Source organism: Pseudarthrobacter ribosi, assembly GCF_055412865.1.
This window is the reverse complement of the sequence record NZ_JBVAYZ010000001.1, coordinates 101,710-114,964: the sequence shown is the minus strand read 5'-3', so window position 1 is coordinate 114,964 and position 13,255 is coordinate 101,710. Positions and strand designations below refer to the sequence as shown.

Annotated in this window: 15 protein-coding genes and 1 riboswitch; of the genes, 2 read left to right on the top strand and 13 right to left on the bottom strand. The window is 69.4% G+C overall.

Annotated elements, in window-relative coordinates:
• Window positions 1-116 precede the first annotated feature (116 nt).
• The 12 genes from hisF to def form a co-directional block, all read right to left on the bottom strand.
• A complete protein-coding gene (gene hisF / locus ACZYZ5_RS00515; RefSeq protein WP_463898401.1) occupies window positions 117-893 on the bottom strand; it encodes an imidazole glycerol phosphate synthase subunit HisF in 777 nt (258 codons plus the stop codon).
• A 41-nt stretch (window positions 894-934) separates the two neighbouring features.
• Window positions 935-1,777 (bottom strand): ATP phosphoribosyltransferase, encoded by an 843-nt coding sequence (gene hisG, locus ACZYZ5_RS00510; protein WP_307463403.1) that lies wholly within the window; start codon window positions 1,775-1,777, stop codon window positions 935-937.
• 150 nt (window positions 1,778-1,927) lie between these two features.
• On the bottom strand, window positions 1,928-2,191 hold the full coding sequence (locus ACZYZ5_RS00505) for a phosphoribosyl-ATP diphosphatase (protein WP_024367461.1): 264 nt from the start codon (window positions 2,189-2,191) through the stop codon (window positions 1,928-1,930).
• A 157-nt stretch (window positions 2,192-2,348) separates the two neighbouring features.
• Window positions 2,349-2,834, bottom strand: a complete 486-nt coding sequence (gene ribH / locus ACZYZ5_RS00500) for a 6,7-dimethyl-8-ribityllumazine synthase (protein ID WP_463898398.1) — start codon at window positions 2,832-2,834, stop codon at window positions 2,349-2,351.
• 97 nt (window positions 2,835-2,931) lie between these two features.
• Window positions 2,932-3,624: a GTP cyclohydrolase II gene (gene ribA, locus ACZYZ5_RS00495; protein WP_463898396.1), complete on the bottom strand. Its 693-nt coding sequence runs from the start codon at window positions 3,622-3,624 to the stop codon at window positions 2,932-2,934.
• 13 nt (window positions 3,625-3,637) lie between these two features.
• Window positions 3,638-4,240 carry a 3,4-dihydroxy-2-butanone-4-phosphate synthase gene (gene ribB, locus ACZYZ5_RS00490; RefSeq protein ID WP_463898746.1) on the bottom strand — a complete coding sequence of 201 codons (603 nt, stop codon included), beginning with the start codon at window positions 4,238-4,240 and terminating at the stop codon, window positions 3,638-3,640.
• Window positions 4,241-4,371: 131 nt separating this feature from the next.
• On the bottom strand, window positions 4,372-5,028 hold the full coding sequence (locus tag ACZYZ5_RS00485) for a riboflavin synthase (RefSeq protein WP_463898393.1): 657 nt from the start codon (window positions 5,026-5,028) through the stop codon (window positions 4,372-4,374).
• Window positions 5,028-6,227: a bifunctional diaminohydroxyphosphoribosylaminopyrimidine deaminase/5-amino-6-(5-phosphoribosylamino)uracil reductase RibD gene (ribD, locus tag ACZYZ5_RS00480; RefSeq protein ID WP_463898391.1), complete on the bottom strand. Its 1,200-nt coding sequence runs from the start codon at window positions 6,225-6,227 to the stop codon at window positions 5,028-5,030. The genes ACZYZ5_RS00485 and ribD overlap by 1 nt, the downstream gene beginning before the upstream one ends.
• A 157-nt stretch (window positions 6,228-6,384) precedes the next feature.
• A riboswitch (FMN riboswitch) is annotated at window positions 6,385-6,535 on the bottom strand.
• 106 nt (window positions 6,536-6,641) lie between these two features.
• Complete coding sequence (rpe, locus tag ACZYZ5_RS00475) at window positions 6,642-7,298, bottom strand: ribulose-phosphate 3-epimerase (RefSeq protein ID WP_463898389.1); 657 nt, start codon at window positions 7,296-7,298, stop codon at window positions 6,642-6,644.
• Between the two features lie 53 nt (window positions 7,299-7,351).
• Window positions 7,352-8,983 (bottom strand): RsmB/NOP family class I SAM-dependent RNA methyltransferase, encoded by a 1,632-nt coding sequence (locus tag ACZYZ5_RS00470; protein ID WP_463898387.1) that lies wholly within the window; start codon window positions 8,981-8,983, stop codon window positions 7,352-7,354.
• Window positions 8,980-9,900, bottom strand: a complete 921-nt coding sequence (gene fmt, locus ACZYZ5_RS00465) for a methionyl-tRNA formyltransferase (protein ID WP_463898385.1) — start codon at window positions 9,898-9,900, stop codon at window positions 8,980-8,982. Before fmt ends, ACZYZ5_RS00470 begins: the two co-directional genes overlap by 4 nt.
• On the bottom strand, window positions 9,897-10,493 hold the full coding sequence (def, locus tag ACZYZ5_RS00460; protein WP_463898383.1) for a peptide deformylase: 597 nt from the start codon (window positions 10,491-10,493) through the stop codon (window positions 9,897-9,899). The genes fmt and def overlap by 4 nt, the downstream gene beginning before the upstream one ends.
• A gap of 190 nt (window positions 10,494-10,683) precedes the next feature.
• Here def and ACZYZ5_RS00455 point away from each other — a divergent pair, with 190 nt between their 5' ends.
• A complete protein-coding gene (locus ACZYZ5_RS00455) occupies window positions 10,684-11,151 on the top strand; it encodes a hypothetical protein (protein ID WP_463898380.1) in 468 nt (155 codons plus the stop codon).
• Window positions 11,093-12,208 (top strand): HNH endonuclease, encoded by a 1,116-nt coding sequence (locus tag ACZYZ5_RS00450; protein ID WP_463898378.1) that lies wholly within the window; start codon window positions 11,093-11,095, stop codon window positions 12,206-12,208. Before ACZYZ5_RS00455 ends, ACZYZ5_RS00450 begins: the two co-directional genes overlap by 59 nt.
• A gap of 167 nt (window positions 12,209-12,375) precedes the next feature.
• Here ACZYZ5_RS00450 and ACZYZ5_RS00445 read toward each other — a convergent pair whose 3' ends face one another.
• Entirely contained in the window at window positions 12,376-13,224 is an 849-nt protein-coding gene (locus ACZYZ5_RS00445) for a cytochrome (protein WP_463898375.1), read from the bottom strand.
• Window positions 13,225-13,255 lie beyond the last annotated feature (31 nt).

Sequence of the window (13,255 nt, the reverse complement as noted above, 5' to 3'; positions counted from 1 at the left end):
CCGCACGCCCGACAGGACAACAAACGCGGGGTCACCTACCGCCCACAATCCCCTCCGGGATGGGCGATACGTGACCCCGCGTTGCTTTAGGCGGTTGGTGGATGGGTGGGTGGGGACTAGCGGACGTCGAAGCCGGCGTCGCGGATCGCGGCCTTGACCTGGGCGATCATGTCCAGCGGACCGAAGTGGAAGACGGACGCGGCGAGCACCGCGTCGGCGCCGGCCGCTACGGCCGGCGGGAAGTGCTCCGGCTTGCCGGCACCGCCGGACGCGATGAGCGGAACCTTGACCGCGGCCCGCGCGAGGCGGATCAGTTCCAGGTCGAAGCCGTCCTTGGTGCCGTCGGCGTCGATCGAGTTCAGCAGGATCTCCCCCACACCGCGATCAGCCGCTTCACGGGCCCAGGCGATGGCGTCAATGCCGGTGCCCTGGCGGCCGCCGTGCGTGGTGACTTCGAAGCCGGAAGCGGTGGGCTGCGACCCCGGGCGGGTGCGCCGCGCATCGAGGGACAGCACCAGGACCTGGGACCCGAAGTGCCGCGTGATCTCGTCGATCACGTCGGGCCGGGCGACGGCGGCGGTGTTGATCGCCGCCTTGTCCGCGCCGTAGCGCAGGAGCTTGTCCACTTCGGCCACGCCGCGGACGCCGCCGCCGACGGTCAGCGGGATGAAGACTTCCTCGGCGGTGCGCCGGACGACGTCGAAGGTGGTCTCCCGGTTGCCCGAGGACGCCGTGACGTCAAGGAAGGTCAGCTCGTCGGCGCCGCCGTTGTCGTAGCGGTGCGCCAGTTCCACCGGGTTCCCGGCGTCGCGGAGGCCCTCGAAGTTGATGCCCTTGACGACGCGGCCGGCATCAACGTCCAGGCACGGGATAACGCGGACGGCTACAGCCATGACTTCTCCTGGTATTCGTACGAAAGGTTGACTCGCGCCGGTCAGATGCGGCAGGCGTGGATCGTGCTGACCAGGATGGCGCGGGCGCCGAGGTCGTAGAGCTCGTCCATGATCCGGTTGGTCTGCTTCTTCGGCACCATCGAGCGGACGGCAACCCAGTCCGAATCGCGTAGCGGCGACACCGTGGGAGATTCCAGCCCGGGCGTGAGGGCCGCGGCTTCTTCCACGAGTTCCTTGCGGATGTCGTAGTCCATCATGACGTACTGGTGTGCCACGAGGACGCCCTGGAGCCGGCGGATCAGCACGTCGGCGGCCGGGTTCTGCTCGCCCTTGCGGCCGATCAGGACGGCTTCGGAGTGCAGGATGGGCAGCCCGAAGATCTCCATGCCGGCTGCCTTGAGCGTGTTGCCGGTTTCGACGACGTCGGCGATCGCGTCCGCGACGCCGAGGCGCACGGAGGATTCGACGGCGCCGTCGAGACGGACGACCTTGGCCTTGATGCCGCGCTCGGCGAGGTAGCCGCGGAGCAGTCCGTCGTAGCTGGTGGCGAGGCGCTTGCCTTCGAGCTGTTCGACCGTGGCGAAGTCGCCGACCGGGCCGGCGAAGCGGAAGGTGGAGGCGGCGAAGCCCAGCGGGAGCAGTTCCTCGGCCTCAACCTCGGCGTCGAGGAGCAGGTCGCGGCCGGTGATGCCGACGTCGAGCGTGCCCTGGCCGACGTAAACGGCGATGTCGCGGGGGCGGAGGAAGAAGAATTCAATGTCGTTGTCCGGGTCCAGCATGACCAGCTCGCGGGTGTCGCGGCGCTGGCGGTAGCCGGCCTCGGCGAGCATGGCGGAGGCGGCTTCGGACAGGGATCCCTTGTTCGGGACGGCAACTCTCAGCATGGGGAAAGTCTTTCTTGGTGGGGACGAGGTCTGTTCACGAACGGTCCGTTCGGAAAGAGCCCGTCCAGGGTCAGTCAGTTCAGGCACAGCGGGCCACGCTGGGCACCGGATTCGCAGGGCAGGGCCTGACGGGTTCCGGCGCTGACGTGGCTAGAGATGCTTGTAGACGTCTTCCAGGCTGAGTCCTTTGGCGAGCATCAGAACCTGCAGGTGATAGAGCAGCTGCGAAATTTCTTCGGCGGCGGCTTCGTCGGATTCGTATTCGGCAGCCATCCAGACCTCGGCTGCTTCCTCCACGACTTTCTTACCGATGCCGTGGACTCCGGAATCCAGTTCGGCGACGGTGCGGGAGCCCTCCGGACGGACGGCAGCCTTCTCACTCAGTTCTGCGAACAGCGATTCGAAATTCTTCACACCCTCCAGCCTACTTGCTCGCGGGCGGAGGGCACCTGCCGGGCCCTTGCGTGACGGCGGTGGTGTGATCGATTACACAAGCGGCGGGGTCCGGCCGACCCGGCGCGGGTCCGGTCGTGCCCCGCGCGGGGCACGACCGGACCTGGTGCGTGCCGCCCTAGCTGAACTGCTTGAGCGTCACCGCAGTGGCCAGGGCGGCCGTGACGGCCTCGTGGCCCTTGTCCTCGGTAGAGCCCGGGAGCCCGGCCCGGTCGATGCCCTGCTGTTCCGTGTCGCACGTCAGCACGCCGAAACCGACCGGGACCCCGGTGCGCACCGAGACCTCGGTCAGGCCCAGGGTGGCCGCCTCGCAGACGTACTCGAAGTGCGGGGTTCCGCCGCGGATGACGACGCCGAGCGCCACAACGGCGTCGAAGTGCGGTGCCAGCCTGGCGGCGGCGACGGGGAGCTCGAAGGTGCCGGGCACGCGGAGCACGGTCGGTTCGCTGATGCCGGCGTCCTTCGCCGCGCGCAGGGCGCCGTCCAGCAGCCCGTCCATGATCTGGGTGTGCCAGCTCGCGGCCACGATGGCCAGTTTGAGCTGGGAGGTTTCCTCCGGCTTGAAGGTGCTGAGGTCAATCTGTGGTGCGCCGTGGCCGCTCATTTGGGAATCCTTGTTCTGTTCAGTCGTGGTGTGCGAGTCGAAACGTGTGCGTGACGAATCGCCGGGCGGCCCCGGGCGGGGCCGGCCCGGAAGTCGTTCAGTCCTGGTCGAAGCCGCGGGGGCTGGCAACCGGCGCTGCCGGCTCCATGTCCAGCACCAGCCGGTGGTCCATCCGGTCCTTTTTGGTCTGCAGGTACCGGATGTTCTGCTCCCGGGAGGGAACCTCGGTGGGCACCATCTCCACGACGCGGACGCCGGCCTGGGCCAGCCGGTCCTGCTTGTCCGGGTTGTTGCTCAGCAGCCGGACCTCGTGCAGGCCCATGTCCGCGAGGATCTGGGCCGCGGCCTTGTAGCAGCGGGCGTCCACCGGCAGGCCCAGCTGTTCGTTGGCCTCCACGGTGTCGAAGCCGGCTTCCTGCAGGGCGTACGCCTTCATCTTGTTGGCCAGGCCGATCCCCCGGCCCTCCTGGCCGCGCAGGTACAGCAGGGTTCCGCCGAATTCGTTGATCATCTCGAGGGCATAAGCCAGCTGCTCCCCGCAGTCGCAGCGGTAGGAGCCGAAGACGTCTCCGGTGAGGCACTCCGAATGCAGCCGGACCAGCGGGGCCATCCCGTCAACCGGCGGCAGCGGGGAGCTGACCGTCAGGTGCTCGGCGCCGGTGGCCAGGTCGGTCCAGGCCTGCGCCACGAATTCACCGAAGGCGGTGGGCAGCTGGACGACCGGACCGGCGCTGACCGGATGCGGCTGTCGTCCTGCAGTCCGCTGTTCTTGTGCTTCCGACGTCGTCATCGTTTCTCCTCCATCAAACCGGGTCCGTCGTGTGGCCGGCAGGCTGTCCGGCCTCAAGGTATGCCACCAGATCCGCAATCGAGACCAGCGGGCAGCCGTGCTCGCGGGCGAAGCCCCGAAGTCCGTCCAGTCTCATCATTTCTCCGTTGTCGTGCACTACTTCAGCGATCACTCCCACGGTCTCGAGTCCGGCCAGCCGGCACAGTTCCACGGCCGCTTCGGTGTGGCCGGGGCGTTCCCGCACTCCCCCCTTAACGGCGCGGAGCGGAAAAACATGCCCGGGGCGGGTCAGCGCCGCGGGCTGGCTGCCGGGATCGGCCAGGATCCGGGCGGTCAGGGCCCGGTCCGTGGCAGAGATTCCGGTGCTGACGCCCACCGCGGCGTCGCAGGACACCGTGTAGGCGGTGCCCTTGGCATCCTCGTTGATTTCGACCATCGGCGGCAGCGCGAGGGCGTCGGCCCGGCCGGCGTCGAGCGGTACGCAGATCACACCGGAGCTGTACCGGATGGTCCAGCCCATCAGGGCCGGAGTGGCGTGCTGGGCGGCGAAGATGATGTCGCCTTCGTTTTCCCGGTCCTCGTTGTCGACCACGAGGACGGGGCGTCCGGCGGCCATAGCGCGGATGGCGTCCTCGATCAGGTCCAGGCCTGCCGGCGGGCTGACCGGGGCGGCAAGCTCCGCGGGGAGGGCCGCGTCGGCGGGCTCAGTGAGAAGGGGCTGCGGGGCAGGGATATCCTTGACGTTGTTCACGCTGTTGCCCCCTTCGCGCGTACTGCGGCTCCCCCGGCTGCTGCACCTGAAAAGGCGAGCAGGCGCTCAGTGTACTTCGCCAGGACGTCGACTTCGAGGTTAACGTGGCTGCCGGGCGCCTTCGCGCCCAGTCCGGTGTCCGCCAGCGTGGTGGGGATGAGCCCGACCTCGAACCACGGCGCCGGTTCGGCGGCCGGGCTCACAGCGGTTACCGTCAGCGAGACGCCGTCGACGGCGATGGACCCCTTCTCGGCGATGTAGCGTGCCAGTCCGGCGGGAACGCCGAAGCGGAGACGGTCCCAGTTGCCCAGCGCCTCGCGCTCCAGCAGCTGCCCGACGCCGTCGACGTGGCCCTGGACGACGTGACCGTCGAGCCGGCCGCCGGCCGGAACGCAACGCTCCAGGTTGACGGGGTCGCCGGCGGCGAGTTCGCCGATGGTGCTGCGGGTCAGGGTTTCGCCCATCACGTCAACACTGAACTCCCGGCCGTCGATTTCCGTGGCCGTGAGGCAGACGCCGTTGACGGCGATAGAGCCGCCGAGGGTGAGTCCCTCGGTGCTGCCGGGTGCGTGGAGCCGGACGGTGGCACTGATGTCGCCGTTGCGGTCAACGGACAACACCTTCCCCTGCTCGGCAATAATTCCGGTGAACATCAGTTGCCTCCTGCGGCGGTGTCCGCACCTGTGCGGAGCGGGGTTGAATCGGCTGAAGTGTTGGTGGCGGCCGGCACGGGTGCCGGGGCGCTGGCTGCCTCGGCACTGACTGTCAGGACGGGGCGCAGGTGCAGCCGCAGGTCGCGGCCGAGCTGCTGGACCGCCCCGCCGGAGGCGGGGTCCCATTCCCACTGCTGGGCCTCGGCCAGGGTGGTGATGCCGAGGTCCTCCAGTGCCGGGGTTCCGGAGCCGAGGAGCGTCGGGGCCAGGTAGACGATGAGCTCGTCCACGAGCCCGGCGGCCAGGAAGGCACTGAGGATCCGGGAGCCGCCTTCCACCATGAGGTGGCGGACTCCGGCGGCGAACAGCTCGTCCAGCGCTTCCCGCGGATCCCGTGTGGGCAGGTGGAGGACCTTGCCGTCGTCGCCGTTGATGGCGGCGCCCTCGGGAATCCCCCGGTAGCCCATCACAACCCGCAGCGGCTGCCGGGCGGCCGGCTCGCCGTCGGCACCGCGGGCGGTGAGGCGCGGATTGTCGACCAGCACCGTCTGCGTTCCGACCAGGATCGCGTCGATCCGACCGCGCAGGGCGTGGTTGTCGGCGAGCGATTCCGGGCTGGAAATCCACTGGCTGGTGCCGTCGCTGGCGGCGATCCGGCTGTCGAGGGTCTGCGCGATGTGCAGGGTGACGAAGGGACGCGTGGCCGCAACGGCGTCGAACCAGCGCCGGTTCAGCTCCAGGGCCGCCTCCGCGCCAAGACCGGAACGGACGCGGACCCCCGCGGCTCGCAGGGTGGCCGCGCCGCCGGCGGCGGGGTCATGCGGATCGTCGATCGCGTAGACGACGTCCGCGATGCCGGCCCCGATGATCGCCTGGGCGCAGGGCCCCGTGCGTCCGCAGTGGTTGCACGGCTCCAGCGTGACCACCATCGTGGTGCCGCTGAGGTCCAGGCCGGCGGCCTTTGCCTGGTCGATCGCGTCGGCCTCCGCGTGGGCGGTGCCGGCCCCGCGGTGGTGGCCCGTGACTATCGGGGTTCCGTCCGCGTCGATGACGGCGGCGCCGACCAGCGGGTTCGCGCCCCGCGGCCCCTGCCGGGCTGCTGCGAGGGCCGCATCCATGGCGGCGACCTCGGCTGCGCTGAAACCGGCAGCGGCTGCGGCGTCCACCGCCGTCTCGTGTGTGGGGTACTTGAGGCTCATCAACCTGCCACCGGGCTTTCGAAGAACCGGGTGGTGGTGAAGAGCCATCGCAGAGAGTGCATGTTGTGTGTCGTTCCTTCCCTCAAAAGCCGCGATGGCTCCGGGGGTATACGACAGCGAACTTCCGCGGCGCCAACAGGGCGCCCCAGTAACAGCTGTACGTGCTTCTCTCATCCAGACTTTAACTGTCGGTACCGGAGTTCCACCGGTTCAACCGTCTGCCGGCAGCCTTCCCGAGGGAAGCGCCGGCTCGCGGGTCGCGGACTATAACCGCCGGTTCGGACTTACACCGACCCCGGAGCACGTATGTGTCTTGCTATTCTGGCACAACCGCCGGGTAGCTTTGGCTATTCCCGCCGACAGGATGTTACAGGACGTCATTTTCGGGCCGGAGTCCCGGCGCCCGGCGTGGCGCTAGCGCTGGCCGGCGGCGCGGAGCCTGTCGATGGCCGCGGCGGGATCATCGGCACCGTAGACGGCGGACCCCGCCACGAAGACGTTCGCTCCCGCTTCTGCGGCCCGCACGATCGTCTCCTCCGTGATGCCGCCGTCGACCTGCAGGGCCACGGCAACGCCGGAGCCGTCAATAGCCGCCCGGGCCCGCCGGATCTTGGGCAGGGTCAGGTCCAGGAAGGACTGCCCGCCGAACCCTGGCTCCACCGTCATGATCAGCAGCAGGTCCAGTTCAGGGAGCATGTCCAGGTAAGGCTCCACGGGGGTGCCCGGACGCAACGCCATACCGGCCTTGGCGCCGCGGGCGCGCAGTTCCCGCGCCAGTTTGATCGGCGCGATCGAGGCTTCGGCGTGGAAAGTCACCGAGGCCACCCCGGCGTCGGCGAAGCCCGGCGCCCAGCGGTCAGCGTCCGCGATCATCAGGTGCGCGTCCAGCGGCACCGGGCTGACGGCCTGGATGCGCTGCACCACCGGCAGTCCGATGGTCAGGTTGGGCACGAAGTGGTTGTCCATAACGTCCACGTGCACCGCGTCGGCGTTGCTGATGCGGCGCAGTTCGGCCTCGAGATTGACGAAGTCTGCCGAAAGGATGCTCGGGTTGATGCAGCACTGGGCCATGGATTTCCTTTTCGTTCGTACTTAGCTGTCAGTGCCCCAGTATCGGTGAAAACTCAGGCTTTTTTGTGGATGAGCGCCAGGAACATGGCGTCTGTCCGGTGGACATGCGGCCAGAGCTGGGCGGTGAGCTCGTGTCCGGCGTCGAGGTGGCCCGTGAGGCTGACGCTGTCCAGCACCGCACCGGCGTCGAGCAGTTCGAGGTCTTCACGTTTGCGCATAACGTCGCTGACGACGGCGGTTGTCTCCGCCGGGTGCGGTGAGCATGTCACGTAGGCGACAACGCCCCCGGGCTTCACGGCGGCCAGCGCGGACTTGAGCAGTTCGCGCTGCAGCGGGCCGAGATCCGTCAGGTCCTTGGGCGTCCGGCGCCAGCGGGATTCCGGGCGGCGGCGCAGGGCGCCGAGTCCGGTGCAGGGTGCGTCGACGAGCACCCGGTCAAAGCTCTCCGGCATCTCCGTGCCCACCTCGCGGCCGTCTCCGGTCCGCACATGCCAGACCTCGTGCGGCACGGCGGCGAGGGCCTGCCGGACCAGTTTGGCGCGGTGCGGTGCCGGTTCGTTGGCCAGCAGGGTGGCGCCCCGCTCCCGGGCGAGGGCGCCGAGCAGGGCCGCCTTGCCGCCGGGGCCGGCGCACATGTCCAGCCAGCGTTCGGCTGACGGTTCCGTGCCGGGGCTCTGGTTCCCTGCAGTCCCGGTGCCACCCAGGTCGACGGCGGCCATGGCGCGGGCGACGAGCTGGGAGCCGACGTCCTGGACGCGGGTGGTGCCTTCGCGGACGGAGGCGAGCCGGCCGAGGTCTCCGCCGCTGGAGAGCGCCGAGCCTTCGACGAGTTCACCGGGGGTGGCGCCGCCTTCGAGGGCCTCGTTGAGGCTGCCGAGACCCGGGAGCGCCACAAGGTTGACCACCGGTGCGGCGTTGTCCGCCTCGAGGAGGTCGCTGATTTCGCTGACCGGGCGCCCGTGGGCCACCAGGGACTGCCGGAGGGCCCGGACAATCCATTCCGGGTGGGCGTAGCGGATAGCGGCTTTTTTGGTCTCGTCGGTCTCGTCTCTGAGCAGCAGGTCCAGCCACTCCTCGAGCGTGCGGGCGGACACCTTGCGCAGCACGGCATTGATGAGGGCCGACGGCCCGGCGCCGATCACGGCGCGGGCCAGGCCTACGGTCTGGTCCAGGGCGGCGTGGGCGGGAACGCGCATGGCCAGCAGCTGGTGGGCGCCTATCCGGAGCGCATCGAGGATGGCCGGATCCAGCTGGTCCAGCGGCCGGTCCACGCAGCGGGCCAGGATCGCGTCATAGGTGCCCTGGCCGCGCAGCGCCCCGTAGCTCAGCTCCGTCGCGAAGCCGGCGTCGCGTTTGTCCAGGTTATGGTGCCGGATCCGCGCGGGAAGCACGAGGTTGGCGTAGGCGTCCTCGGCGGCGACGGCGCGCAGGACCTCGAAGGCCACGAGCCGGGCAGGGTCCGCCCGGCGGGTGCGCTGGGAGGGCGCGTTCTCCGTGTAGCCGCGCTGTGGTCCGCGGTTGCGTTCCCGGCCCTGCGCGTTCCGCTGGCTCCCGTCCCTGCCCCGGCCGCCCTGGCCCGCTTGGCCGCTTTGGCCGGCGCCGCGCTGGCCGCCCGATCCGCCGCCCGATCCGCCGCGCTGGGGGCCGCTGCCGCGGCCGCTGCCGCTCGTCCCGGACTCGCTCATTCGAATACCACGCTTTCAAGTGTTGCTTGTCCGCGCGCCCAGTCGGCGGCGGTCATCATTTTTTTCCCCGAAGGCTGGACCCGGGTGAGCTCCACCGGGTGTGAGCCGGTCCCCACCAGCACGCTCTTGCCCTCCAGGGCCAGGTGTCCTGGTTTCAAGGCCGGGTCGCCGGGCCGCAGAATGACGGGTTCCAGCTTGATCCGCTGACCGTCGAGGGTGGTCCACGCGCCGGGTTCAGGGGTGACCCCGCGGGCCCGCCGTCCGATCGCGAGGGCGGGCTGCTTCCAGTCGAGCCGGCCGTCCTCGAGGGAGAGTTTGGGGGCGAGGCTGATCTCGCCCTGCTGCGGCACCGCGGCGGCCTGGCCGGCGTCGACGGCCGACAGTGTCTGGGTCAGCAGCACGGCGCCGCTGTGGGACAGCCGCTCGAGCAGCGCCCCGGCGGTGTCGTCGGGCCGCACGGCTTCGGTCAGGGTGCCGAACACCGGGCCGGTGTCCAGTCCTTCCTCCAGCAGGAAAGTGACGGCGCCGGTCACGTCATCGCCCGCGATCAGGGACCGCTGTACGGGCGCCGCGCCGCGCCAGGCCGGCAGCAGGGAGAAGTGCAGGTTGATCCAGCCATGCCGGGGAATATCGAGGGCCGGCCGGGGAATGAGCCCGCCGTACGCCACGATGGCGGCGGCGTCGGGAGCGGCAGCCGCGATCTGCTCGGTCACCGCGGCGTCAACCTTGGCGGCGTGGATAATCCTTATGCCTAATTCTGCCGCACGGGCAGCAACGGGCGACGGCGTCAGCACGCGTTTGCGTCCGAGCGGCGCATCGGGTCGGGTGAGGACGGCAACGACGTCGAACCCCGCCGCGACGAGGGCATCCAGGGACGGCACGGCCACGGACGGCGTCCCGGCGAAGAGAACCTTCACTGGGAGTTACCGAAGGAGCCGAAGCTGCCCGAACCCGCGTTGCCGGACCCGAAGCTGGTACCGACCGTCCTGGCGCGCTTCGCCGTCGTCTGTTCCGTGATCGAGTCGTAGTTGGCGTTCCGGATGGCGCGCAGCGCGGTTTTCCGGTCTTCACCTTCCAGCCGGTCCGTGAAGAGGATGCCGTCGAGGTGGTCGGTTTCGTGCTGGAAGGCCCGCGCCAGCATGCCTTCGCCCTCCACGGAGACGGGGTTGCCGTGCAGGTCGACGCCGGTGACGCGGGTGTGCCGGTGCCGCCGGACGGGGAAGCCGAGGCCGGGGATGGAAAGGCAGCCCTCGACCTCGTCGGGCTGGAAGTCGTCACTGTTTTCCAGCACGGGGTTGATGATGTGTCCCTCGACGCCGCCGATGCGGTAGGTGAAGACGCGCTGACTGACGCCGACCTGCGGAGCGGCCAGGCCGGCACCGTCCACGTCCTCCATGGTTTCGGTCATGTCGGCGACAAGCTTCGCCAGCTCAGGCCCGAATTCCGTCACGGGATCGGCAACTGTGCGCAGCACAGGATCCCCGATGATGCGGATATTCAAAATGGCCATGTGCAATCTGTCCTTACAGTGGGCGGCGACGGGATCCAGTCCAGTTTAGTTGCACACCGGGACTCGACCCGGACGGGTTAGAGGAATCGGCCTGCGGGGGCGGACCGGCGGCTCCAGACGGGCTCTTTCCGGCCTTGCCAATAACGTCATAGGTCCGCGGTAAATTTTGTGTCATGGAACCGTCAGGGATTTGATTGCTTTCGAGGACACGGACCGGGACGCTGAACACAGCACCGGCTGTGGTACCTCCCGGGCCGGGCAGCCCGGTATGGACGGTGTGGCTGAGGCCCTCGCCATACTCCGGGAGGTGGGTTCTACGGCGGTCGAGGACGCGGCGCTCCGCGGCTTCCAGGCGGCGTCGGATTTTGCCGGCACGGTGGAGGAGCTCTCGCGGGTCATGGAATATTTGCAGGTCGTGGCGGCCGGGGCCGTGGACCGGACCCGGCAACAGGCCGCGGCCGCCGCCACGACGGCGGCCACCTCGTGGACCACCGGCTGGCGCGAGAGCTCCGGCCCCGGCGCTTCCACGGAGGCCGGGACGGGTACTGCCGGGCCGGACAGCGTGACGGCGGAGGCGGGAGCCGCGAACGCCCCGGCTGTTGCTGTGGACTCCCCTGCTGGCGCTGCCAGCCCTCGCTGTTGGTGCTGTTGTGGATGACGGGTACCGGAACACCACGGAGTTCCTGCGGGCGCGGCTGCGGATCAGCGCCGCCGAGGCCCGCCGCCGGCTCTGCCTCGCGGAGAGTCTGTTGCCGCGGCAGGGATTCACCGGCGAACCCCTCCCGCCCGTGCACGGGGAACTCGGCTCCGCCGTCGCCGCCGGTGAGGTCGCCTCCCGGGCCGCGACCATCATCACCCTGGCCCTGGACCGTGTCCGGCACGTCTGCGACGCCGCCGCCGCGGCCGGGATGGAACATGCCCTGACCCGCACCGCGGTCGAGAACGACCCGGACTTCCTGGCCCGGGTGGCCCGGAGCTGGACCGATGCGCTGGACCAGGACGGCGCCGAGCCCTCCGAGGAGCTCCTGCGCCAGCTCCAGGGCGCCTTCATCCGCAAACCCCGCCACGGACTCCAGCACCTGGAGATCTTCGCGACCGCCGAACAGTTCGAACACCTGCTCACCGTCATGAACACCGCCACCAACCCCCGCACCACGGCCGCGGAGACAACCGGAACCGCGGCCGCCGGAGAGTCTTCCCCCTGGGCTGACGGCCGAAACAACAGCGCGAATGCTGGCGGGAATGCTGGCGGGGACGTCCCGCTTGACCTGCGCTCACGCCCGCAGAAACTCCTCGACGGCCTCGTCGGCGCCTCCACGGTCCGGAAGATCGCCTGCGACGCGGACATCATCCCCGTCCTCCTCGGCAGCGAAGGCCGGATCCTGGACATCGGCCGGGCCTCACGGGTCTTCCCGCCGCACATCCGCAAAGCCCTCACCGCCCGCGACCAGGGCTGCGCGTTCCCCGGCTGCACCATCCCCGCGCCCTGGTGCGAGGCACACCACATCGACTACTGGTCCCGCGGCGGAACGACCGGCACGGAGAACGCGGCACTTCTCTGCTCCCACCACCACCACGTGATCCACAAAGAACACTGGACCATCCAGGTCCGCACCGGCATCCCCTGGTTCATCCCGCCACCCCACCTCGACCCACGCCAAAAACCCCGACGCAACCACTACTTCCACCCCGCAGACCTCGCCACCGCAGCCTGACCCTGCGGCCGTCGGGTCAGGCCAACCGGGATCCGCCCTGCTTCAGGCACCCCGGCGGAGAGACCCCGTGACTCCGGAAGAACGGGCACAGCTTTCGGCCGCCCTCGGGACCGGCATGTCGCACCCCGCACGCCTTGGGCCGTACATCCGGTCGGCCGAGTTGGGAGCTACCGGGTGATAGGCGGCGGCGCCAGCGGGAGCAGTGCCGTTCCGGCAGCGGTAGTGTCGGCGGACATTTCCCAGACGCGCCGCAGGGCGCAGAACTTCCACCAGTGGTGCTTCAGGACTTCCGGGTTGGCGCGCAGCGGGCGGACTTCGGTCTCGCCGATCGCCACCGCCAGCAGGATCGGGGATTCACCGTGCTGCCAGGCTTCCCAATCCCCTGCAACCGGGTCCACGAGGCTTTCTTCGGCCTTCATGCCGGCCACGAGCTGCATGACCACTTTGTCATCCAGGGGTTTGACGGTGCCGTCGCGGCTGGTGCCTTTGGTCTTGTAGTCGATGAGGCAGGTCCGGCCGTTGATTTTGGCAACAAGGTCCAGGGTGCCGGCGTAGCCGACGGTCTTGTTCCAGACGGTAATTTCCGGGGCGATCGGCTCCACCTGAAAGAGTTCCCACCACTCGTCGAAGCGGGCCGCGAACCCCTCCTCACCGTTGGCAGCGAGGGCCTCACGGGTTTCCGTCATCTGGTGAGGGCGGCCCAGGGCACGCAAGGCAACCTGCTCGCAGTAGTTGTGCACGCGGTCCCCCCGCTTCGCCGCGTCATCGCGGTAGGTCTCCGCCGCCTTGGCCGCGCGGCTCACCGCCTGGCGGACCTTGGCCGGGCTGCCGAGAATGCCGGGCAGGGTCGGGTCCTGGGCGAGGCTGTTGGCGCCCATGTAGCCAAACCATCCATCCAGGCCGTGGGGCTGCTGACCGATCACCGTGGTGATGGACGGCACGGAGAACTGCTCCGATGTCGAGCGGGCATACATCCGGCCGTAGTCCGTGGCGTGGGCGAGAAGTGGGGCGGTCATGGCAAGACTCTTTCACGGGGATCCGACAGTG